28 protein-coding genes and 1 pseudogene are annotated in these 22,479 nt (G+C 47.7%); 5 read left to right on the forward strand and 24 right to left on the reverse strand.

The features are described 5' to 3' along the window. Positions 1–125 precede the first annotated feature (125 nt). The 16 genes from sigF to NYE50_RS13090 form a co-directional block, all read right to left on the reverse strand. On the reverse strand, positions 126–893 hold the full coding sequence (gene sigF / locus NYE50_RS13015) for an RNA polymerase sporulation sigma factor SigF (protein ID WP_003153348.1): 768 nt from the start codon (positions 891–893) through the stop codon (positions 126–128). 11 nt (positions 894–904) lie between these two features. Further along, entirely contained in the window at positions 905–1,345 is a 441-nt protein-coding gene (spoIIAB, locus tag NYE50_RS13020; protein WP_003153347.1) for an anti-sigma F factor, read from the reverse strand. Further along, on the reverse strand, positions 1,342–1,695 hold the full coding sequence (gene spoIIAA, locus NYE50_RS13025) for an anti-sigma F factor antagonist (protein WP_007409411.1): 354 nt from the start codon (positions 1,693–1,695) through the stop codon (positions 1,342–1,344). The genes spoIIAB and spoIIAA overlap by 4 nt, the downstream gene beginning before the upstream one ends. Before the next feature lie 95 nt (positions 1,696–1,790). Beyond that, positions 1,791–2,960: a D-alanyl-D-alanine carboxypeptidase family protein gene (locus tag NYE50_RS13030; protein WP_029973633.1), complete on the reverse strand. Its 1,170-nt coding sequence runs from the start codon at positions 2,958–2,960 to the stop codon at positions 1,791–1,793. Between the two features lie 136 nt (positions 2,961–3,096). Beyond that, positions 3,097–3,915 carry a purine-nucleoside phosphorylase gene (locus tag NYE50_RS13035; RefSeq protein WP_224988748.1) on the reverse strand — a complete coding sequence of 273 codons (819 nt, stop codon included), beginning with the start codon at positions 3,913–3,915 and terminating at the stop codon, positions 3,097–3,099. An 11-nt stretch (positions 3,916–3,926) separates the two neighbouring features. Then, positions 3,927–5,111: a phosphopentomutase gene (gene deoB / locus NYE50_RS13040; RefSeq protein ID WP_015417748.1), complete on the reverse strand. Its 1,185-nt coding sequence runs from the start codon at positions 5,109–5,111 to the stop codon at positions 3,927–3,929. Between the two features lie 169 nt (positions 5,112–5,280). Then, entirely contained in the window at positions 5,281–6,171 is an 891-nt protein-coding gene (gene xerD / locus NYE50_RS13045; RefSeq protein ID WP_007612347.1) for a site-specific tyrosine recombinase XerD, read from the reverse strand. A 7-nt stretch (positions 6,172–6,178) separates the two neighbouring features. Further along, positions 6,179–6,406, reverse strand: a complete 228-nt coding sequence (locus NYE50_RS13050) for a YqzK family protein (RefSeq protein ID WP_003153331.1) — start codon at positions 6,404–6,406, stop codon at positions 6,179–6,181. Between the two features lie 114 nt (positions 6,407–6,520). After that, positions 6,521–6,970 (reverse strand): ferric iron uptake transcriptional regulator, encoded by a 450-nt coding sequence (gene fur, locus NYE50_RS13055; protein ID WP_003153330.1) that lies wholly within the window; start codon positions 6,968–6,970, stop codon positions 6,521–6,523. A gap of 112 nt (positions 6,971–7,082) precedes the next feature. After that, the gene (spoIIM, locus tag NYE50_RS13060; RefSeq protein ID WP_007409404.1) at positions 7,083–7,727 is read right to left on the reverse strand and encodes a stage II sporulation protein M; all 645 of its coding nucleotides are present in this window, start codon (positions 7,725–7,727) and stop codon (positions 7,083–7,085) included. Positions 7,728–7,803: 76 nt separating this feature from the next. After that, positions 7,804–8,031, reverse strand: a complete 228-nt coding sequence (locus NYE50_RS13065; RefSeq protein ID WP_012117898.1) for a hypothetical protein — start codon at positions 8,029–8,031, stop codon at positions 7,804–7,806. A 56-nt stretch (positions 8,032–8,087) separates the two neighbouring features. Then, positions 8,088–8,378, reverse strand: a complete 291-nt coding sequence (locus NYE50_RS13070) for a hypothetical protein (RefSeq protein ID WP_003153325.1) — start codon at positions 8,376–8,378, stop codon at positions 8,088–8,090. Positions 8,379–8,488: 110 nt separating this feature from the next. Further along, on the reverse strand, positions 8,489–9,802 hold the full coding sequence (locus tag NYE50_RS13075) for an NAD-dependent malic enzyme (RefSeq protein ID WP_007409402.1): 1,314 nt from the start codon (positions 9,800–9,802) through the stop codon (positions 8,489–8,491). A gap of 12 nt (positions 9,803–9,814) precedes the next feature. Beyond that, entirely contained in the window at positions 9,815–11,221 is a 1,407-nt protein-coding gene (nhaC, locus tag NYE50_RS13080; protein WP_224988750.1) for a Na+/H+ antiporter NhaC, read from the reverse strand. 141 nt (positions 11,222–11,362) lie between these two features. Next, positions 11,363–12,790 (reverse strand): aspartate ammonia-lyase, encoded by a 1,428-nt coding sequence (gene aspA / locus NYE50_RS13085; RefSeq protein ID WP_003153322.1) that lies wholly within the window; start codon positions 12,788–12,790, stop codon positions 11,363–11,365. Positions 12,791–12,827: 37 nt separating this feature from the next. After that, positions 12,828–13,817 (reverse strand): type I asparaginase, encoded by a 990-nt coding sequence (locus tag NYE50_RS13090; RefSeq protein ID WP_003153321.1) that lies wholly within the window; start codon positions 13,815–13,817, stop codon positions 12,828–12,830. Positions 13,818–13,993: 176 nt separating this feature from the next. Here NYE50_RS13090 and NYE50_RS13095 point away from each other — a divergent pair, with 176 nt between their 5' ends. After that, the gene (locus tag NYE50_RS13095; protein ID WP_003153320.1) at positions 13,994–14,347 is read left to right on the forward strand and encodes a helix-turn-helix domain-containing protein; all 354 of its coding nucleotides are present in this window, start codon (positions 13,994–13,996) and stop codon (positions 14,345–14,347) included. Positions 14,348–14,359: 12 nt separating this feature from the next. Here NYE50_RS13095 and NYE50_RS13100 read toward each other — a convergent pair whose 3' ends face one another. Together NYE50_RS13100 and NYE50_RS13105 are read right to left on the reverse strand one after the other, a co-directional pair. Then, a complete protein-coding gene (locus NYE50_RS13100) occupies positions 14,360–15,523 on the reverse strand; it encodes a TIGR00375 family protein (protein WP_224988752.1) in 1,164 nt (387 codons plus the stop codon). Further along, the gene (locus tag NYE50_RS13105; protein ID WP_003153317.1) at positions 15,523–16,077 is read right to left on the reverse strand and encodes an NUDIX hydrolase; all 555 of its coding nucleotides are present in this window, start codon (positions 16,075–16,077) and stop codon (positions 15,523–15,525) included. The genes NYE50_RS13100 and NYE50_RS13105 overlap by 1 nt, the downstream gene beginning before the upstream one ends. Before the next feature lie 78 nt (positions 16,078–16,155). On the opposite strand from NYE50_RS13105, the gene mciZ reads away from it, so the two are divergent. Next, the gene (gene mciZ, locus NYE50_RS13110) at positions 16,156–16,278 is read left to right on the forward strand and encodes a Z-ring formation inhibitor MciZ (protein ID WP_003153315.1); all 123 of its coding nucleotides are present in this window, start codon (positions 16,156–16,158) and stop codon (positions 16,276–16,278) included. Positions 16,279–16,340: 62 nt separating this feature from the next. Continuing rightward, positions 16,341–17,261, forward strand: coding sequence for an aldo/keto reductase (locus NYE50_RS13115; RefSeq protein WP_110124237.1), 921 nt, complete (start codon positions 16,341–16,343; stop codon positions 17,259–17,261). A 32-nt stretch (positions 17,262–17,293) separates the two neighbouring features. On the opposite strand, the gene NYE50_RS13120 is transcribed toward NYE50_RS13115, so the two are convergent. Then, positions 17,294–17,518 carry a YqkE family protein gene (locus tag NYE50_RS13120; RefSeq protein WP_007409396.1) on the reverse strand — a complete coding sequence of 75 codons (225 nt, stop codon included), beginning with the start codon at positions 17,516–17,518 and terminating at the stop codon, positions 17,294–17,296. Between the two features lie 122 nt (positions 17,519–17,640). On the opposite strand from NYE50_RS13120, the gene NYE50_RS13125 reads away from it, so the two are divergent. Further along, complete coding sequence (locus NYE50_RS13125) at positions 17,641–18,555, forward strand: alpha/beta hydrolase (protein WP_017418077.1); 915 nt, start codon at positions 17,641–17,643, stop codon at positions 18,553–18,555. Positions 18,556–18,594: 39 nt separating this feature from the next. Here the strand turns inward: NYE50_RS13125 and NYE50_RS13130 are convergent, their stop codons facing one another. From NYE50_RS13130 to NYE50_RS13150, 5 genes and pseudogenes are all read right to left on the reverse strand, one after another. Then, complete coding sequence (locus NYE50_RS13130; protein ID WP_003153307.1) at positions 18,595–18,834, reverse strand: DUF2552 family protein; 240 nt, start codon at positions 18,832–18,834, stop codon at positions 18,595–18,597. Then, positions 18,809–19,171, reverse strand: a complete 363-nt coding sequence (locus tag NYE50_RS13135) for an iron-sulfur cluster biosynthesis family protein (RefSeq protein WP_174532500.1) — start codon at positions 19,169–19,171, stop codon at positions 18,809–18,811. Before NYE50_RS13135 ends, NYE50_RS13130 begins: the two co-directional genes overlap by 26 nt. 74 nt (positions 19,172–19,245) lie before the next feature. Next, positions 19,246–20,211, reverse strand: a pseudogene (locus NYE50_RS13140) (GNAT family N-acetyltransferase); the annotation flags it as partial. Beyond that, positions 20,208–20,552, reverse strand: a complete 345-nt coding sequence (locus NYE50_RS13145) for an antibiotic biosynthesis monooxygenase family protein (protein ID WP_017418080.1) — start codon at positions 20,550–20,552, stop codon at positions 20,208–20,210. The gene NYE50_RS13145 and the pseudogene NYE50_RS13140, both read right to left, overlap by 4 nt. Before the next feature lie 12 nt (positions 20,553–20,564). Further along, a complete protein-coding gene (locus tag NYE50_RS13150) occupies positions 20,565–21,035 on the reverse strand; it encodes a GNAT family N-acetyltransferase (protein WP_014418298.1) in 471 nt (156 codons plus the stop codon). A 215-nt stretch (positions 21,036–21,250) separates the two neighbouring features. Here NYE50_RS13150 and NYE50_RS13155 point away from each other — a divergent pair, with 215 nt between their 5' ends. Further along, positions 21,251–22,477, forward strand: coding sequence for a DNA polymerase IV (locus NYE50_RS13155; RefSeq protein ID WP_224988754.1), 1,227 nt, complete (start codon positions 21,251–21,253; stop codon positions 22,475–22,477). Positions 22,478–22,479 lie beyond the last annotated feature (2 nt).

Genomic DNA, 22,479 nt, shown 5'->3' on the forward strand with positions numbered 1-22,479 from the left:
TTGCATCACCATCTTTCGGGTGGTTATATATGTAGTATGTGGTTCACTTTTGTTCTCATTCATCAGCGGCAAAAGACCATAAATTACCACCGATGCACAAATAAAAAAAGCCGGCCCGTAAAAGGTCAGCTTTCCGTATGATCCATCTGCACTTTAATCTGCTTTAATATTTTTTTCTCCAGCCTCGATACCTGGACTTGGGAAATCCCGAGCCGTTCGGCTACCTCCGACTGTGTCTGATCTTTATAATATCTCAGATAGACAATGAGTTTTTCCCGTTCTTCCAAATCACTGATCGCTTCCTTGAGGGCGATTTTGTCAAACCACTTCTCTTCTGAATGATCGGCGATCTGATCAAGCAGGGTGATCGGGTCTCCGTCATTTTCATACACGGTCTCATGAATGGATGAAGGCGCCCGCACCGCTTCCTGCGCAAGCACCACATCCTCCGCATCAATTTCTAAATGGTCCGCGATTTCCTGGACGGTCGGCACTCTTCCGTATGTTTTTGACAGTTCATCTTTCGCCCGGCGTATTTTATTGCCGAGCTCTTTTAAAGATCTTGATACTTTGACGGTTCCGTCATCGCGGATGAAGCGCTGGATTTCTCCGATAATCATCGGCACGGCATAAGTTGAAAAACGGACATCATAGGACAAATCGAATTTATCAACGGATTTTAACAATCCGATACAGCCGATCTGAAACAGATCGTCCGGCTCATAGCCTCTGTTTAAAAACCTTTGAACGACGGACCACACAAGACGCATGTTTTTTTCTATGAGGAGGTCTCTTGCCTGCTGGTCGCCCTCTTGGCTCTTTTTGATCAATTCTTTGACTTCATGGTCCTTGAGCTGCGCGTTTTTGCTGTTTTTCTTAACCTCCACATCCATAACAAATCTCCTTAATTACAAAGCGCTTTGCTTTTTGATAGGTGTTTTGTTAAGCGTATCGTCGTTCCCATCTCCGGCGAGGAATCAATCGTGACATCATCCATGAAGTTTTCCATAATGGTAAAGCCCATTCCGGAGCGCTCAAGCTCGGGTTTTGTCGTAAAGAGCGGCTGGCGCGCTTCCTCAAGATCCGTGATCCCGAGGCCTTCGTCACGTATGGTCAGATAGACGACATGATCCTCCAGCGTAACGGAGATGTACACCTTTCCGTCGCAGTTTTCTTCATAGCCGTGGATGATCGCGTTTGTTACCGCTTCTGATACGACGGTCTTGATTTCCGTCAGCTCATCCATCGTCGGGTCGAGCTGTGCGATAAAAGAAGCAACTGTTACGCGCGCAAACGATTCGTTCTGACTGAGGGCTGAAAATTCAAGATGCATCTCGTTTTTCATGATGCCACCCCCAACGTTAAAAGCGCTTTTTGTTCTGATTGTTCGAACCTGATGATTTTAAACAGGCCGGACATGTCAAACAGACGTCTCACCGCGGGCGAAATCGCGCACACGACCATTTCTCCGCCGAGCTGTTTAATTTGTTTATAACGCCCTAAAATCACGCCGAGGCCGGAGCTGTCCATGAAGGTAAGATCTTCAAGGTTCAGCACGATGTGACGGATGCCGTCAGCCTCCAGCGATTCAGTAACCTTTTGTTTTAATGATTCTGCCGTATGATGGTCGAGTTCACCTGTTAATCGAATACAAAGCACGGATTCTTTGACATGAAAGTCAATTCCAAGGCTCATGCTCATTCCTCCTTGATATGATCGGATAATGAGTGTTTCGATTTTCGGGAAAGCAATTCCTTCACTATGACAAAACTAGTGCCCGTTCGCCACGATTATTTAAATTTTGTCCAATCTCCCATCGTGCGCTTCAGAAAAGTGAGAAAACCCGCTTTTTCCATGTCGTCTTTTGCCGTGACCGGGCTTTCAACGAGCACCTTTCCGTCTTTTTTCAGAACGAGGCTGCCGAGCACTTCTCCTTTTTTAACCGGAGCCGTTACATTGCCGTTGATTTTCACTTCTTTTTTTACTTTGTCCATGTTCTCTCCCTTTTTGGCCAGAAGAGAAATCGGCTCAGATGTGGTCAGCTTGATCAGTTTCTTTTTTCCTTTTATCACTTTTACCGTTCCGACGATTTGATCCCGTTTGTACAGCGGGTGTGTTTTGAACTGGCTGAAGGCGTAATCAAGCATTTTGGTCACTTGGGCATTTCTTTCTTTCGGGGTGCTGGCTCCGAAAACGACAGCAATGACCCTCATATTTCCTTTTTTAGCGGTGGCGGTTAAACAATACTTTGCTTCGCCTGTAAAGCCCGTCTTCACGCCGTCTACACCCGGATAAAATTTGATCAGCCGGTTTGTATTGACGAGCCAGAACTTTTTGTCTGTATTTTCTCTTAAATAATCCTCATACGTTCCTGTAAATTGAGTGATTTTATCATACTTTAATAATTCCTTCGCCATTTTTGCCATGTCATAAGCAGAGCTGTAATGGTCTTTTTCGGGCAGTCCCGTCGGGTTTTTGAAGGAGGTATCTTTCAATCCCAATTCTTTTGCTTTTTTGTTCATCCGGCTGACGAAATCCTCTTCTGAACCGGCGATATACTCCGCCATTGCGACAGATGCGTCATTTCCGGAAGCTATCGCAATTCCTTTGAGCATTTCTTTTACCGTCATTTCTTCTCCGGGTTCAAGGAAAATCTGTGATCCGCCCATGGACGCGGCATGTTCACTCGTCCTGACTTTATCGCTCATCTTTATTTTCCCTTTGTCAAGCGCTTCCATGATTAAAAGCATGGTCATGATTTTTGTCATGCTTGCCGGCGCCAGACGCTCCCGGCTGTTCTTGTTATAAAGAATACTTCCCGTATCGCGTTCAATCAGCACGGCGCTTTTGGCTTCATGAGCGAGCTCCGATGTATGTTTTCCGTCCGGCTTTGCAAAAGCGGACGGTGCTGATGCCGTTAATAAAATGCCAATCAACAAAGTGGATATAAGACGTTTCATCTCCAAAGCCCTCCATTTCATAATCCTTTTTATTTTTTCCAAATCCGGTGGTTTTATACGCCTCATCTGGAAAATGTTTCGTGTTGAGGGCACAAAAAAACAGCTGCTTCCGAAGAAACAGCTGACTGATGCTGACTTATTTTTGAGAACGTGCGACTACAGCTTTTACAAGCTTCAAAAAGCCGCCTTTTACTTTTTCCGTCATTTCCATTACTTCTTCATGGGATAACGGCTGGTCAAGAATACCTGCCGCCGCGTTGGAAATGCATGAGATGCCGAGCACGCGCATCCCCGCGTGGTTGGCGACGATGACTTCCGGCACGGTCGACATGCCGACAGCGTCAGAACCCATCGTTCTTAAAAACCGAACCTCAGCAGGCGTTTCGTAAGACGGCCCCGTAACAGCTGTATACACCCCTTTTTGAACAGGAATGCCCAGCTCATCGGCCGTTTTTTCAGCCAAGCCTGACAGCTCTTTGTCATAGGCTTCTGACATGTCCGGGAATCTCGGTCCGAATTCAGCTTCGTTCGGCCCGATTAACGGGTTGGTGCCCATAAAGTTGATGTGGTCTGTAATAATCATCAGATCGCCGGCGCGGAATTCAGTGTTGATACCGCCGGCTGCGTTCGTCACGACAAGGGATTCAACGCCGAGCGCCTTCATCACGCGGACGGGAAATGTCACCTGATCCATTGAGTAGCCTTCATAGTAATGAAAGCGGCCCTGCATCGCGATGACCTGCACACCTTCAAGCGTTCCCATCACAAGCTGGCCGGCATGGCCTTCTACCGTTGAGACCGGAAAATCAGGAATCGTTTCATATGTAAGCTTGACAGCTCCTTCAATTTCATCGGCCAATACGCCGAGCCCTGACCCTAAAATCAGACCGATCTTTGGTGTTTCTTTCACATGTTCTTTAATAAATGCAGCAGCACGTTCGATCTTTTGTTTCAAAAAAAGTCCCCCTACTGTAATCTTGATAAAAAGCTTTTTCCGTATTCCGGCTTTTCCGTTTTGAAATTATCCGCAATGGTTGCGCCGATATCGGCAAATGTATCCGCAAGCGGCAGCTGTTCAGTGTGTTTGTGCTTTTTGCTGTAAACAAGAAGCGGCACATACTCCCGCGTGTGATCCGTGCCGTGATGGACAGGATCATTGCCGTGATCCGCAGTGATGATAAGCAGATCGTCTTCTTTCATTTTCTCAAATACTTCCGGAAGCCTCGCGTCGAATTCCTCGAGCGCTTTTCCGTACCCTTCCGGATCGCGGCGGTGTCCGTACAGCGCGTCAAAATCAACGAGGTTGGCAAAGCTCAGGCCCGTGAACTCTTCACCGAGCGTTTCAATCACTTTGTCCATGCCGTCCATATTAGATACCGTGCGGCGGGAAGATGTAATGCCTTCTCCGTCATAAATATCAGAAATTTTGCCGATGGAAATGACGTCTAATCCGCTGTCTTTCATTCCGTTCATTACCGTGCGTCCGAACGGTTTGAGCGCATAATCATGACGGTTCGGCGTGCGTTTGAAGCTGCCCGGTTCTCCGACGAACGGTCTTGCGATAATCCGGCCGACCATGTACTTCGGATCAAGCGTCAGTTCTCTTGCCGTTTCACAGATGCTGTACAGCTCGTCAAGCGGAACGACATCTTCGTGAGCCGCAATCTGCAGCACGGAATCTGCTGATGTATAAACGATCAGCGCACCCGTTTCCATATGTTCTTTTCCGAGCTCGTCCAGAATCGCCGTGCCTGAAGCCGGCTTATTTCCGATGATTTTCCGTCCTGAACGCCGCTCAAGTTCCTGAAGAAGTTCATCCGGAAATCCTTCCGGGAACACTTTAAACGGTTTTTCAATGTAGAGGCCCATAATCTCCCAGTGCCCCGTCATCGTATCTTTCCCGTTTGACGCCTCCTGCATTTTTCCGTAGTACGCAAGAGGGTGCTCCGTTTTTTCCACGCCCTTAATGTCTCCGATCAGTCCGAGACCGAGCTGCGCCATATGGGGCATATGTAAGCCGTTCATGTGCTCTGCGATGTGTCCGAGCGTATTTGCGCCTATATCATTAAAATCGGCGGCGTCCGGCGCTTCACCGATTCCGACAGAATCCATTACGATCAAAAATACCCGGTTATATTTGTATTCAGACATCATAAAAGCCTCCTTTTCTTCCATTTGTCCATTGTAGCTTACAGAGGTCAGACAACTCAAGTATAAACCGTTTACATTCTCGTTGACAATGCCGATTCAAATAATTAGAACCTTCTCTGTATTCCGCCAATCCGGCAAAAAAAAGCCGCGGCCCCTCTGGCAGCGGCTCCTAAGCGCGCGGATGATACTGTTTGTACACGTCCTTCAGCCTTGTTTTCGTCACATGCGTATAAATTTGCGTCGTGGAAATATCGGCATGTCCGAGCATCTCCTGCACGGCGCGCAGATCCGCCCCGTTTTCGAGCAGGTGCGTTGCAAAGGAGTGCCGGAGCGTGTGCGGTGTCAGCTCTTTTTTAATCCCCGCTTCAAGGGCGATTTTTTTCAGGTTTTTCCAGAATCCCTGACGGCTGATCTGCCTGCCGTGATGATTCAGAAAAAGCGCTTCGGTTACGTTTTTCTTTAATAATTTCCCTCTGGCTTTTTCAATGTACGCTTCTATCGCATGAGAAGCGGCTTCACCAATCGGCACAATCCGCTCTTTCCGCCCTTTTCCGAAGCAGCGGACAAATCCCATCGTCAAATGGACGTCGGATAATTTCAGCTCGATCATCTCGCTGACCCTGATGCCGGTCGCGTACAGCAGTTCAAGCATGGCTTTATCCCTGAGACCGAACGGGCTGTCAAGCTTAGGCGTGTCCAATAACCGCTCAACTTCGTGAAGCGCCAATACTTTCGGAAGCGTCCGCTCTGTTTTTTGTGTTTCAATATGTACCGAAGGATCTTTATCCGCGGCTTTTTCCCTTAACAGAAATTGATGAAAAGACCGGATTGACGCCAAATGCCTGGCAGACGTCTTGCCGGATTTCCCGGAGTCCTTTATATGCTTTAAATATTGAATAATATGAAGACGGGTCACATCATTCCATGAAGTGATCTGAAGGCTTTCAGTTAAGAAGAGAGAATAACTTTTCAGATCACGCTCATAGGACATCATCGTATTTTGGGACAGCCCTCTTTCAACCCTCACGTAATGGATGAAATCCTTAATTTGATCCTTCACTCTCGATCTACTCCCCGTTTTGGTAAAAAAAGATCAATCGGCCGAACCAGCCGTCTTTCTCCTCATGTTCCGTTTTGGCCACTTTGACGGCGGAGCCTTCCGGTTTATCGTACCGATGATAGTTTTCATACTCTGAATTCACCCATATCATAGCATAATAGAACAGCGCGGTAAAACCTGTGAACAGTATAAACACTTTGATCGTATCCGCGGCTGTTTTTAAGAATCTGCCCATCTTTCTATCGACCCTTTCTTTGGCGGCTGTTAGTACACCTTATGCCAATTTCAAAGGCTTTTATACATAAAAACAGCAAAAAACCCTTTCCTGGCAGAAAAGGTTCGTAGGCTTTTACTCTGTTTCATCCCCGCGGCAGCGGTGGCAGATTCCGTGAAAAGTCAATCTATGATCTTTAATTTTAAATTTCCAATCACGTTCAATCACTTCTTCAACGTCTTCAAGCAGATCTTCTTCAATTTCATCGACGGCTCCGCACTCCATGCACACCAAATGGTGATGAAAGTGAGCCGCGCCTTCTTTGCGAAGGTCGTAGCGGGATACGCCGTCCCCGAAGTTAATTTTATCAACGACTTTTAATTCTGTTAATAATTCTAATGTACGGTATACTGTAGCGAGACCAATTTCAGGAGATTTCTCTTTTACGAGGAGGTATACATCTTCTGCGCTTAAATGGTCTTCTTCGTTTTCAAGCAGCACTCTTACCGTTGCTTCCCGCTGTGGCGTAAGCTTGTAGCTTGACGAGTGCAGCTGCTTTTTAATTCGATCAATACGGTTTTCCATGTCTTTCCCTCCTACGCCGCATTCCATGACTCATTATAACAAAATACGCGCAGAGTTCCAACTATAATTATTATAAACTGATAAATAAAAGTATTATTTTGTGATAATTATTCTAAAATATGCGTGATGACAGCTTTTCCATAAACAGCGGAGACACGTACGCCTCGAGCAGCGAAGCGATGACCGAGAAGAAAACGATGAGAATCAGCACGAAGGCGTAGCGTCCGAACCATTGGATCGGCGCGTCATGAAGGCTGCGTTTGACAAACAGCTGCCGGATCAATTTCAGGGAAAAAGCGATGGAGCATGTCCCCATGATAAGGTATGCCGGAATGAGAACGATGTTTTGCGGCAGAACCGAAATAAATGACAGGAAAAACCCGTTCATCCCCATTTGATTCACTAAAAAACCGACCGTGAAGCCGACGACGATTCCTTTTAAGAACACCATAATGAAAATAACCGGAAGACCGATCACGGAAATACCGAGAATCCACATCAGCCCCAAATATTTTACATCATGAAAGACGGCCTGCCAAAACATTTCTGAAGCGCCGGCATGTTTTCCGTCAGACAGCTGTCCGAAAAACTTGCTTAAATAGTAATACAGATCTTCTTTCTGCGTGATGGTCATGCTGTTGACGATGATCGCCCCGAAAATGACCCCCATCAAAAACAAGACAAACACAAATATATAAAGTGACAGATGATCCTTTACATGGCGAAAAAACAGTTCTTTGTACGATTGTTTTCTCATACCGCTTTCCTCCCGCTAATCTATTGACTTGATTTAGTAGATTGTATGAAAGAAAAGAGAAAACATGACAGAGAAATCATAGAAAGGCGCGAGATTCCGGCATAAAAAAAGAACCCCCGTCATCACTCCGGTGATCATAGGGGTTCCTTTTTTTATGCTTTATTCTTTCAAGCCTGTCTTTTTTGGTTTTCGTCACTCTTTCATGGGTGCTGAAAGACGGCGCCGTCCCCCTTGACAGGACTGCGTCACGCATCCCGTTTCTTTTGAGATGCTCCCGCATTTTTTTCGTTTTGCTCTTCGCCATGTGCCAATCGCTCCTTTTTCCCTTTTCTTTATCATAACAAAAAAATCCAGATGTGTTCATGAATACGGCTCATGTTTCGACCGGTAAGCGCGCAGAGACGTTTTGGCAGATGAATAGCTCCCCATTGCGGCGTATCCGTAAAAAAACCCCATAAAAATCCCCGCATACACGTGTTCATGATGACCGAAAACGATAGACACAACATTTCCGGCAGCAAGGGCAATCGTGGGAACGAATATGCCCGGAACCCGGCAGAACACTTTGATCAGCTGTGTAACGCATAAGACGACCGGCACGCCGATCACAGCATCCCAAATATTTGTATGGATCAGCGGAAAATAATCCACATTGCCACCTCTTTTTTCCGTCTTTTGCTATCTGTTAGCCTGCCTAAGAATTCCGCTTCCTATTCATGAAAAAAACAGCACCGGCACATGTCCGGTACTGTAAGAGTTGTTTATTTTCCTGCCGCGGCCCGTTCTACGGCTGCTGATACGGCCTGATGCACGTCCGCATCCAAAGGCTGAGGCACGAGATCGCCGTGTTTTGTGCAAGAGGCGATGGCTTCTGCGGCCGCCACAAGCATTTCATGGTCGATTTTCTTGCTTTTGGCGTTCAGCGCGCCGCGGAAAATCCCCGGGAAGCCGAGAACATTATTGACTGAACGGCCGTCAGCTGCATAAGCGGCTCCGGCTTGTAATGCCTCTTCCGGTTCAATCTCCGGCTTCGGATTAGATAAAGCCAGAATGACGTGTCCTTTTCTGACATCCTCTTTTTTAATGAGACCCGGAACTCCTGTGGTGCTGATCACAATGTCACACGTGTCCATTAATTCTTTGATGCTTCCAAGCGGCTGACCTCCGTACTGAGCGAGGCGGTTCATTGCGTCTTCTGACTTGTCCGTTCCGCAGACCGCTTTGACTCCGTATGCCATAAACATGCGGCAGATGGCGACGCCTGCCGCGCCGAGACCGATCTGACCGACCTTCGCTTCTTTTAAATCAAGACCGGCGCTTTTACAAGCGGAAATGGCGGCGGCGAGCGTGACGACCGCCGTGCCGTGCTGGTCATCGTGCATAACCGGAATGTCCAGTTCTTCTTTCAGGCGGTCTTCAATGTCAAAGCAGTGGGGCGAACCGATATCTTCAAGCAGAATTCCGCTGAACCCCGGAGAAATATGTTTTACCGTGCGAATGATTTCTTCCGGATCAGAGGTATCGAGCAAAATCGGAATTCCGCTGATACCCGCCAGCTGGTCAAAAAGCGCGGCTTTCCCTTCCATTACGGGCATTCCGGCGACAGAGCCGATATTGCCGAGGCCGAGAATCGCCGTGCCGTCGGTGACAATGGCGACAGAATTGCTGATTGTCGTATAGATGGATGCTTTTTCAGGCTCGTTTTCGATCAGTCTGCACACATCGGCGACGCCCGGCGTATAAACACGGCCAAGCTCAGCCAATGTCCGGATCGGCATTTTGCTTTTCATCTGAATTTTGCCGCCTTCATGAGCAGAGAGCACTTCATCTGAGACTGTATGAAGCCGGATGCCTTCACCGAGAGCTTCAATGGCTTGAATGATTTCCTGCAGCTGCTCTTCATTTTCAGCCTGCACCGTAATGTTGCGCATTGTGTAGTTCGGGCCGACTTTAACGGTTTCAACTTCCCCGATATCTCCGCCCATCACTCCGATGGCGGTTGCCACTTTTCCGAGATTTCCGGGAACAGTCGGCGTTTCAATCATTAACGTCCGAATCATATGCTTTGTAATCATGAAATGAACCTCCTAACCCAACTTTTGAGATTGCAAGGATTTTTCTTTCGTGTACCAAATGAATTTCCCCGTGTATCCGTACAATATTGCCAGTCCGATAGATACAAAACTGAGCCACATGAACGGCAGATAAGAAAATGTGGATACGCCGAGAATGCCGGCCATATAGATGCCGTTATCAGACCACGGCACCATCCCTGAAGTAAGCGTGCCGCCCACCTCTGCGTTCCGGGATAAAACTCTTCTGTCAAGTTTCAGTTTATCATAACTGTTCTCCATGATTTTCGGCGTCAGAATCAATGACACGTACATCGCACAGCCGAAAATGTTTCCTAAAAGGGCGACGATCAATGTCGAAAGCGTCACATTTCCCGGTGTGGTCAGCTTTTTCTCAAAAGTTGAGACAATCACTTTTAATACGCCGAGCTTCTCAAGAATTCCTCCAAAACCAAGACCGAACAGGATAACGACTAACGTATCCAGCATACCGGTAATGCCTCCGCGGTTTAACAGGCCGTTTAAAAATTCGACGTCCGTTTTAATAGAAAAACCATTATAAGCAGTCGCGATGGCACTGGCAAAATTCATTCCCTGAAAGACGGAAGCCCAGATTGCGCCAAGCAAAGCACCGATGATAATAACGGGCATAGACGGCTTTTTCAAAATCAGAAGGACAACGACGACAACAGCAGGAATGAGCATCCATATATGAATGTCAAACGTTTTCTGCAGTGAAGATTTTAAAAATTCCACTTTGTCGAGATCAATATTTTTTCCGCCGTATATAAATCCCGTTACGGTAAATAGAATGGCCGTAATAATATAGGACGGAATTGACAGATACATCATCGCTCTGACGTGTGACAGCACATCCACCTTAGAAAGCGTGGAGGCAAGCACCGTACTGTCAGACAGCGGTGAAAGCTTGTCTCCGAAGTAAGCGCCGGACAAAACGGCTCCCGCTACGATCGGAATCGGTATACCCATTCCCTCTCCGATGGCAATCATGGCGATCCCCGCGGTTCCCACGGTTCCCCACGACGTTCCGGTCGCAACGGACATAACGGAACAAATAACCAGTGTAGCAAGCAGGAAAACATGAGGATTAATAAACTCTAAACCATAATAAATTAACGTCGGCACAACGCCGCCGGCAATCCATGTCCCGATGAGCGCACCGACCGAAACAAGAATCAACACCGCTTCAAGACCGTTTGATATCCCGGTGACAATCGAATCCTGCAAGTCTTTATATGAATATCCCAGCCTGACTCCGAGAATAATAGCGAAAAACCAGGATATTAATAGAGCTAGCTGGATCGGCAGGTCTAAAAACACTGTGAACGATAAGACAAGTGCTAAAAACCCGAATAATAAGATAATAATTTCCAATAAATTTGGCAATCTGGCCTCTTTCACAAGAAAATCCCCCTAGAAGAAAAAAGCTAAAACGCTTTCATCAAATGATATAACAAATTATACTATACTGCCTCATCCCTTTGTATGGCAACCGCCTATTCACTAAAAAACGTGAAAAGGCGGCTGTTGTTGCTTTAAAATTTATTTTTCTAATAGATCTTTTCCGGCAATTCCCGGTTTTGTCATTTCATACGGATTCAAAATGATATCCAATTCTTCTTCTGTCAGTACATCATTTTGAAGGCAAAGATCTCTTACAGATTGCCCCGTCATGATTGCTTCACGGGCAATTCGCGCAGCCGCTTCATACCCGAGGTGCGGATTGACCGCTGTAATGACGCCGACGCTTTTTTCCACGTATTGCTTCAGACGTTTTTCGTTGGCTTCAATTCCCGCCAGACAATGATCGGTAAATGAACGGAACCCGTTATTCATGATGCTGATGGATTGAAGCAGGTTAAATACGAGTACCGGCTCCATTACGTTAAGCTCCAGCTGGCCCGCTTCTGAAGCGAGGCAGATCGTATTGTCATTCCCGATGACCTGAAAGGCGATTTGGTTGATCAGCTCTGCCATTACAGGGTTGACTTTCCCAGGCATAATGGATGATCCCGGCTGACGGGCCGGCAGTGAAATTTCCGCAAGTCCCGCGCGCGGACCTGAAGCCATTAAGCGCAGATCGTTGGCGATTTTAGACATGTTCATCATGCATACTTTCAACGCGGCTGAAACTTCCGTATACGCATCAGTGTTTTGTGTGGCGTCAACCAAATGGCCGGCGCCGACAAGCGGCAGTCCGCTGATGTCAGCCAGGTGCTTCACAACCTGTTCTATGTAGCGCGGATCGGCGTTAAGCCCCGTACCTACGGCCGTTGCCCCCATGTTTACTTCATACAGATGCTGGCGGGATTGTTTAATTCGCTTTATGTCACGCTCAAGCACGCGGCTGTATGCTTCAAATTCCTGTCCGAGACGGATCGGCACAGCGTCCTGAAGGTGTGTGCGCCCCATTTTAATGACAGAATCAAATTGTTTCGCTTTATCTTTAAAGACACTGAGCATATGCGCCATCGTATCAAGGAGCTTATCCAAAAGTTTCAAGGTTGAAATATGGATTGCCGTCGGGAACACGTCGTTCGTCGATTGTGACATGTTGACGTGTGTGTTCGGGCTGAGGTGAATGTATTCACCTTTTTTATGCCCCATGATTTCAAGAGCCCTGTTGCCGATTACTTCGTTGGCATTCATGTTCATGGACGTTCCGGCTCCCCCTTGGATCGGATCGACGATAAATTGGTCATGCCATTTTCCCTCAAGAATTTCATCTGCGGCCTGTACAATCGCATTTCCGATTCCTTCATACAGCCGTTTTACATCCATGTTGGCAAGCGCCGCCGCTTTTTTGACGATGGCGAGCGCATTAATCATTTCTTCGTGGATGCGGTATCCGGTAATCGGAAAGTTTTCTTTCGCGCGCAGCGTTTGTATTCCGTAATACACATCAGCTTCAATTTGTTTTTCTCCGAGGAAATCTTTTTCCTGACGATATTCTTTTTGCGCGTTTGTCATGCTAAAACCCTACTTTCTCTTTGTGGTAGTCATGTTTTTACAGTACAACGTCGTCTGCGATCGGTGTCTCCATAATGTTTTTGACTTCAGCCAAGTTGTGAGACTGGCCGAGCGCCCACATTAATTTCGGCACGATGGCTTCCGTGTTCATATTTCTGGAGCGGATAATGAGATCTTGATTGACTCTTCGGCCGACTTCATAGACGCTCATGTCCTCTCCTTCTTCAAGACATTGTGTCGTAATGACGACGACAATGCCGCTTTCAATCATTTCATTGACTTTGGCGAGAATGTCTCTTCCTTCAAACGGCACGCCGCCGCTGCCGTAGCTTTCAATGACGATTCCTTTGTACATGCCCTTTAACGCGTCAAACATTTCCGGTTTCAGCCCCGGGTGGAGCTTGAGCAGGCACACGTCCGTGCAAAGTGAAGTATTGACCGTAAAAGCATCGTCTTTTGGCATGTGCACTTGTTTGTTATATTCAATTCCGTTTTCGGTAATAAACGCGATATACGGATAGTTAATGCTCTCAAATGCATCATAGCTTTTCGTTCTTAATTTAATGGCGCGTGTGCCTTGAATGACTCTGCCGTCAAATACGACGTATACGCCGCCCACCCCTTCACATGCGAAGCGGATCGCGTCCGTGATATTTTTTTTGGCATCGGTTTTTTGAAATGTAATCGGGATTTGCGAACCCGTAATGACGATCGGTTTATCAGCATGCTGAAGCATATAAGACAGTGCCGCTGATGTATAAGCCATTGTGTCTGTTCCGTGCGTAATGACGAACCCGTCATATGCGTCATACTTTTCTTTGACAGCATTTGCGATTTCGGCCCAGTATTCAGGCTGCATATTTGTGCTGTCGATGTTCATTAACGAATGGGTTTCCATCGTGTAATCGTTATCAAGTTTTGATACGTAGGTTAACAATTCGTCTGCTTTCACCCCGGGTGCAAGCCCGTTTTCTCCTTCGACTGAGGCGATTGTTCCTCCGGTTGTTAACAGCAATAATTTTTTCATACCCTGCACCTCTTCATCCAGTTCTCAAGATGTGTTAAGCATTCGCTTTTCGCATACTTTTAATCAAATTATAGACAGACGAATGAAATTAATCAAGTGATTATTATTCAGTTCGCGTACACTTTTACATATCGATATGATATAATTTGCTCAAGTGAAAAGGAGCGGTTTTGAATATGAATTTAGATCGTTTAACTGAACTGAGAAAAAAGAAAAATTGGTCTCTTCAATATACGGCTGACCGTCTCGGCATCGCCAAAAGCACGTACGCCGGGTATGAATCAGGATACCGGCGTCCGTCATTCGAGGCGCTGGGCACGCTTGCCGATCTGTTTGACACGACGTGCGACGATTTACTGGGGCGCACTGAAAAAAAAGCGGAGCCGTTTACCCAGACCATCGAATTAACAAACGCCGCACAAGGCCGCGGCACACTGACCGTTGACGGACAGCCGCTGAATCAGGATGAAATCATCGAATTGATTGCGTTTGTCCGCACGAAAAAGAAGGTGCAGGAGGAGCTCCGCTAAAAACCGGCTTTTTTACGGCTTGATTCGGCCGTACGTCCCTCCGCCCCCGGCCTCAAGGACAAGCTGCCCGGTGCGCGCTTTATGAATGACAGCCGCTATTTTAGGCTGGACGACACGCGCCAATTCCTCTTCTTGCGCCTGATGAAGAATCGCCATCTCCGTCCCGAAGGCCCGTTTCAGTTTTTCTAACGTTTTCGGCCCGACCCCGGGAATGAACTGCAGCGGAATTTGATGAATATACGGCGGCCGCGGCACGCGGCTTTTTTTCGGGCCGCTCAGTTCCTCCAGCCGTTCACTGACCCCTTTTGTCATTGTTTTCCCCCCGCACTCCGGACATGCGGAAGCTCCTTTTTCAACCGGGCTGCCGCAGCGGTCGCAAGCCGTCCGGTAATACTTCCCGAGCTTCGGGTTCAGCCCGTAATTCGCCGTGATTTTTCTTCCGTCCTTCCCTTTTAAAGCCAGCGAAAATTCCGTGAAATTCGCCTCTTTAAGAAGCATTTCATTATATTCTCTGCCGATTTTCCCTAAGGAATGCGCATCAGAATTTGTTAAAAATGTATACGGATCAAGTTCCGTTACCCGCGAAGCCATGTCGGTGTCGCAGCTTAACCCGAGTTCCGCCGCGTCAATGAGCGCCGGGTCGAAAACTTCTGTCAAAGAAGATCTGACCCCTTTTCCGTACAGGCTTTTATGCGGGGTGAACATATGGGCGGGAATAAACAGCCCGCCCAATTCCTTTGTTTTCCTCTGAAGATTCAAACCGGTTTCATAAATGCGCTGGGAACTGAGATGGATATTTTTAAGCCTTTTTGCGAGCCACTCAGAAAACATCTTCATTTCGGCAAGAGACGGCATAAAGACGAGAACGTGAATCGGCCCGCGGCATGTGTGATCATAGATTTCAAGCTCACTGCCCAATAGAAGCGTCGTATTCCGATACCGGATGCCGCCTTCTTTCAGCTCACGGTATCTGCCTTCATCAATTCCGCGCTCGATTTCTTCTATGACTTCCGGGGAATGGCAGTCGATGATGCCCAATAGTTCAATTCCCTTCCCCTCACTGGCTTCTTCTAAAATCCGGTGCAGCGTCAACGTTTTGGCCCCGGTGATTTTGACCGGTTTTCCCGTATGGGTGCGGCCGATATGAATATGCAGATCCGCATAGATGGTTTTCATCATTTTTCCTTCAGCGCTTCTTTCAGCTGGAGATACTGAATCGCGTACGCCGTTTTTGCGTCATACACCCTGCGGGATTCAATCAGCTTCACGGCCTCTTCAAGCGTGACCTGCATGACTTCGACAAATTCATCCTCATCCAGCTCTCGTTTTTCTTCCAGCGGCGAAAGCCCTTCCGCAAGAAAGAGATGCACGATTTCATCAGCAAACCCGGGTGATGTATAAAAAGCGGTGATTTTCGTCAAGGTTTCCGCCGTATATCCCGTTTCTTCCTCGAGCTCTCTTAACGCCGTATGTTCCGGCTCTTCTCCCTTTTCAAGCTTCCCGGCCGGAATTTCAACGATTGTCCGTTCCAGCGGCTTCCTGAACTGGTTCACCAAAATGATTTTTCCTTCCTCGGTCACCGCAAGTACGGCCACCGCTCCCGGATGTTTGACGATTTCCCGCTTGCTTGTTTTTCCGTTCGGGAGCTCTACATCCTCTAAGTAAAGATCTATGACTTTCCCGTCATACAGCTTTTTTTTCGCAAGTGTTTTTTCTTCTAAATGTTTCATCATGTCATCTCCCGTTCTGTCTCTCTATTATGCCTCATATATTTTATCATACATGCATGAGAGGGAGGTGCTTTTCGATTGAAGGTGTACCGGAAGGATAAGAGTATCGTATTGGTCGGAAAGGCGTGGGAAGTGCGGGCTAAACTGAAAGAATACGGACGGACATTCCGCTATGTCGGAGATTGGATCACCGGGCCTTAACAGTTGAAAACTTCGCGCCTTTATATTACGGTCAATAAAAGACTATAAAAAGGAGCGAAACGATGAGAAAACGCACACTGGGACATTCTGATTTAGAAATAAGCGAAATCGGGCTCGGCTGTATGTCGCTGGGTACGGATAAAGCTAAAGCGCTGTCTATTTTGGATGAAGCGATCGAGCTTGGAATCAATTATTTAGATACCGCTGATCTTTATGATTTCGGCAGAAATGAGGAAATTGTCGGGGAGGCCGTCAAAAACCGCAGGCACGACATCATTTTAGCCACGAAAGCCGGAAACCGCTGGAGTGATGATAAAGACGGCTGGCATTGGGACGCTTCCAAAGGATACATAAAAGAAGCGGTCAAAAACAGCCTGCGCCGGCTGAAAACGGACTATATCGACCTTTATCAGCTGCATGGCGGCACGATGGAAGACCATATTGACGAAACGATCGAAGCATTTGAGGACTTAAAACAGGAAGGTGTCATCCGGTATTACGGCATTTCCTCGATTCGTCCGAATGTTATTAAAGAATATGTGAAAAAATCAAATATCACCAGCATTATGATGCAATACAGCCTGCTGGACCGGCGTCCCGAGGAGTGGCTTCCCCTTTTAGAGGAGAACGGAATCAGCGTAGTCGCAAGAGGGCCTGTCGCTAAAGGGCTTCTTACGGAAAAACCGCTTGATCAAGCGGCCGCAAGCGTAAAAGAGAACGGCTATTTAACATATTCTTTTGCAGAACTGGCAGAAACCAAAAAAGCGATCAGCGCTGCCGCACCTGACTTGAGCATGACGGAGCTTTCTCTTCAATACTTGCTGTCACAGCCGGCCGTCGCTTCTGTCATCACCGGAGCCAGCTCACTTGAGCAGCTGAGAGAAAACTGTTCGGCTGCAGAGGCCCGGCGTTTAAGCAGCCAGGAAATCAAAGCCCTGCAATATCATACAAAACGGGACGTATACGAAGCCCATCGTTCTTAAACAATAAAACCGGCACCTTTTCAGATGCCGGTTTATTTATATTTGTGCCAATCGAGACTGCTTTCATTCAGCAGCTCTTCAAAGCTTTTATGTTTTTCTTTTTCTTTTCGTTTTCTGATTTGTTCCGCCTTTTGCTGCGCCTGCTTTTTCTCGTCTTCTTCCTTCAGCTCACTTTTCATTTGCAAAAGCCTGGCCTTCAGATCTTCCTCCAGATCGTCTTTTAAGCTGTGTTTTTCTTTAGGCAGCTGCTTTTTCATCATTACGCCCCCCGTATCTGAATATGGTGAAGCAAGTGTACCACGGAGCGCCGGAGGCCGGCAACGTTCACGGTCCCAAAAAGCCGGAGGAAGGATTTTTCATATTAAAGGAGGGTGCCTGTGTGAAAAAATGGCTGGCGGTGTTCGGTTCGGCTTGCGCAGTCTTTTTGGCTGCCGGATTCGCTTTTACGAATCTGATTATGTTTATGAAGAAAAAGACGGATGAAGATATCATGAAAAAAGAAACGGCGGACGGGTATGATAGATTTGATTCCTTTCAGGCCATGGAAAAAGAAGAGGCCGTCATCCTGTCACGCCACGGGTATGAGATCAAAGGCTTTTACGTCGCCCCGCATCATACGGCAAACACCATGATTATTTGTCACGGCGTTACCGTAAATTCGTTCAATTCATTGAAATACATGGATTTATTTTTAGATTTAGGATGGAATGTGCTCGTATATGACCACCGCGGGCACGGAAAAAGCGGCGGCAGAACGACGAGCTACGGCTATTTTGAAAAAGATGATTTGGAAGAAGCCGTGAATTGGGTGAGACACAAAACCGGAGACGGCGGTCAAATCGGCATCCACGGGGAATCGATGGGGGCGGTGACGGCCTTATTATACGCGGGCGGGCATCAGGATGAAAACGGCGCTGATTTTTATATTGCGGACTGTCCGTTCGCAAGCTTTCGCGATCAGCTCGCCTACAGGCTGAAGCGGGAGTTCCGGCTGCCTCCGTGGCCGCTTCTGCCTTTGGCTGATTTCTTTTTGCGGATGAGAGAAGGATACCGTATCCGTGATGTATCTCCTCTATCGGTTATCAGCCGCATCCGGCAGCCCGTGCTGTTTATTCACAGTAAGGAAGATGATTATATACCTCCCGCTTCTTCCGAATTGCTGCACCGCAGAAAACGCGGCCCTAAGATGCTCTATCTGGCCGAATCGGGCGGGCATGCCATGTCGTACACCAAAAATCCGGAGAGCTACCGCAAAGCCGTTCAAACCTTTTTAGATACCATGACGCAAACGTAAAAAAGCGAAAGAACGTATGCTGGTTCTTTCGCTTTCCCGTCATAAAACGTCGGTAATCCCGTCCATATTTTCTCCGATCCAGTCAATGGCGAGGTCGATTGTCGTAAACTCCTGCGCTTTGAAGGTCATCTCATCCTGAAGCAGCCAGACATCCTTCTGAACGGATTCAGCGCCTCCGATGGACCAGTGCAGCAGACTGTACGGGTGGTTGTTGTTCAGAAAGGATACCCACGTTTTATGCTGTGCCGTCTGTTTAATGGCTTTCAGCTTTTGATTCACTTTCCGTTTCTCCCTGCTTTACTAATATGCTCATTCTCGGGCTCAGCATCTCTGCCGGGCTTTTTAAGACGAGCGTTTTTGCCTTTTCATTGTAATCGATTGTCATTTCCTCGTCAAAAAACACTTTTTGTGAGGTCTGGATGTAAAGCGGAAGTCCGTTTGTTTCAATAGCTTCGCATTGTCCCGTTAATTCGTCCGCCAGCCAGATGGTCGGCACGCCGCTCACCGCGCACCCGCAGCCTTCTGCGTCATAGCGGAGCTGCGCTTTTTTCCCCGGGTTGGCGTCCATCGCCTGCTGAAATGTGTGTTTCGCCGCATCCGTCACATGTATTTGCATAGATGATCCTCCGTTTTTCATTTTCGCCATTGTAGCATACCGAGCCGCTGTATGCATTGTTTCTGCTTTCTTTACAGCAGCCCGCTCTCCCAGACCTTTGCCTCTTGTTCAGCCGCCTTGATCCAGTCATTTTTCCCTTCACTATACTTTGCCATATCGTATGGGTATGTCTCAGCGAGGTGCCGTTTCAGTTCCATGTATTGAGCCGCTTTTTCAGGCTTTGCAGTGAGGTAATCCCGGAACAGCAGATGACGCTTCACGTCCGGATGGCCTGTTTCGTATATGTGAACGTGGTGCGTGCGCTTGCTGCCGCCTTTTTGAAAGAAACGCCGGCCCTCTATCCCGTTTTCCCCTTTCGCCTCATAGCCGAGTGCTTCCAGCTGCGGACTGAATCGGTCGGCATCCAAAATATCTTTGACCTCCGCCAGTATATCGATGACGGGTTTGGCGGCCATCTGCGGGATGGAGGTGCTGCCGATGTGGCTGACAGAATGAAGTGCGGGGCCGAAGATTCGGATCAAGTCCGCCTTCTCTCTTTCAAACATTTCTTTCCATTCCGGCTTGTACGGAACAACTTCCGCTTTCCTCTTCGGATAAAGATGAAAAAACGAGAGGGTCAGCCCTTCCGGCGTCTCAATCTGTCCGGCTTCCGTGAACCCGGTTTTTAAATAGAGAGAGACTGCCGGAACGTTTTGGCTGGCGGTAGCCGCCTCTATTTTTTGGGCGTCCCGGTTCTCGTCTATCACAAATTGAAGAAGCGCCCGTCCGATCCCTTTCCGAAAGCCGGACGGATGCACCGTCAGCCTGCATATGACAAGGTCATATCCCCTTTTTTCATACGAAATGACGCCTGCAAGCTGATCTTTTTCCTTGAAACCGGCAAACGTCTCCCGTGACCGCTGTATATCATCGGGTGTTTCATGCAGGGCGGGAATGCCGAAAAAACCGATCAGCTCGGCTTCTTTTTGATAAGAGCAGCGCTGAACCGCCGCAATTTCCCGCGCGGTCTGTTCTTGTGTATGCTGTAAAAATGTAATCAATCTTCCGCCCCTTTTGACGCAAACATCCGCTGTGACTCCGTCTTCGTAATGCGGACCGCGTACGCTTCATACCAGGCGCTTTTTCCTTTTTGTTTTGCCGCCTGGTGGTCCGTATGATCTTTCCACCTTTTAATCGCCTCCAGGCTGTCCCAGTAGGAAACCGTGATGCCGCAGCCGTTTTCCTCCCGAACGCTTTCCGCGCCTAAAAATCCCGGCTGTCCGCCTGCCAAATTCATCATGCGCTCTGCCGTATGTTCATATTCCTTATCATATTTTCCCTTTATTGATGAAAAAATGACCGCATAATAGGGCGGTTTGGGCGTGTCAGCTAAAAAACCCATATTCATCCCCCTCTACATATATTTCACAAACAGAATCCGGTCTTCTCCCGGACCGTCATAATTCGCAAAAACAGGGATTCCGTTTACGGTTTTGGTTCCTTTTTCAACTTCAAAGCCTAATTTTGTATGATAAGCGATTGATACTTTATTGACAGGCGCCGTCACGCAATTGACTTTTGTGCAGCCCCTTTTCTTCACCGTCTCCATAAATCGGTCGTAGAGCTGTTTTCCAATTTGCATTTTTCTGAAATCCGGATGCACACCGGAAAAATGAATGTAGGCTGTCTCAGGGTCTGTTTGTGACTGAAAACCGATTAAAAAACCGGTCATTCCCTCCGGCCCGTACGTGATAAAGCTTGTGTCCTGAAAATGTTCAAAAAACAAGCGCGGCAGTTTGTCTTTCATCTGCCTGCCGCCCCACCATTCATTCAAAACAGACGTAACCATTTCATAGTCTTCAGAGGTAATTGTTCGAATATCCATTATCGATTGACTCTCCTTTTCGTCCGGCAATATGAATGTCAGCTCTTCTCATTGGAATATAAAAAATTATATGTGGGTTGTTTGCAATTGTAAATGATTTCTTTTCAAGCAAACGAATCAGCATGCCTTCCAGCCGGGGAATGATTTACCAGTATAAACGTGATCATTGTTCGGGTACAATGAAAAACAGAACAAATGTTCCCGGGGGTTTTTTTATGGCTGATATTCTTCTTGTAGATATGCAATCGTTTTATGCGTCTGTGGAAAAAGCGGAAGCGCCTCATCTCAAAAACCGGCCCGTGATTGTCTCGGGAGATCCCGAAAGACGCAGCGGCGTCGTGCTTGCGGCTTGTCCGCTCGCCAAACGATACGGCGTAAAAAATGCCGAACGGCTGTGGGAAGCGCAGGCCAAATGTCCCGACGCCGTTATTGTCCGTCCGCGGATGCAGCGGTATATTGATGTATCCGTCATGATTACCGAACTGTTTGAACGGTATACCGATCTTGTAGAACCCTACTCCATCGATGAGCAGTTTCTCGACGTGACCGGAAGCAGGCGGCTGTTCGGTGATCCTTTTACAATTGCCGAAAGCATTCAGCAAGCGATTATGCGTGAATTCGGAATTTATGCCCGTGTCGGCATCGGGCCGAATAAGGCGCTCGCGAAAATGGCTTGCGACCATTTTGCCAAAAAAAACGCATCCGGCATCCACAGATTGGATATGTCAAATATCAGGCAGGATCTGTGGCCGCTGCCGGTCGGAAAATTATTCGGCATCGGAAAACGGATGGAGCATCATTTAAGACGGATGGGCATCAGCACAATCGGCGGGCTTGCCGGGCACCCAGCCGAACTGCTGAAAAAACGCTGGGGCATTAACGGCGAATTGCTTCAGCGGACAGCCCGCGGCATCGATCCCTCTCCGGTCACCGTCAACACGCACAGCCGGCAAAAAGCGATCGGCCATAACATGACCCTCCCGAGAGACTACAGCCGCTTTGAGGATATCAAAGTCGTGCTGCTGGAGTTAAGCGAAGAAGTGGCCCGCCGCGCCCGTTTCAAACAATACATCGGCCATACGGTTTCGGTCAGCATCAGAGGCGCTGATTTTGAATTCCCTTCAGGTTTTCACAGACAGAGAAAGCTGGTGTCTCCGACTAATTTCGGAATGGATATTTTCAAATCGGCGGTCAAGCTCTTCAAAGAGCATTGGAACGGTGAGCCCGTCCGCAGCGCCGGCGTCTCCCTTTCCCAGCTGGAGCCTTGTGATTATGTTCAGCTGAGCCTGTTCGATGCCCAGGAAAAAAAGATCAGTCTCGGCAAAGTATTGGATGATATTCATGAGCGGTACGGCCCTGCGTCGCTCCTCCATGCCGCTTCACTGACAGAGGCCGGCCAAGCCTTTCACCGGGCTGAAAAAATCGGCGGGCATTACAAATAATT

It is taken from the genome of Bacillus sp. EU55 (assembly GCF_038005925.1).
In the GTDB taxonomy this organism is placed as follows: Bacteria; Bacillota; Bacilli; order Bacillales; family Bacillaceae; genus Bacillus; species Bacillus velezensis.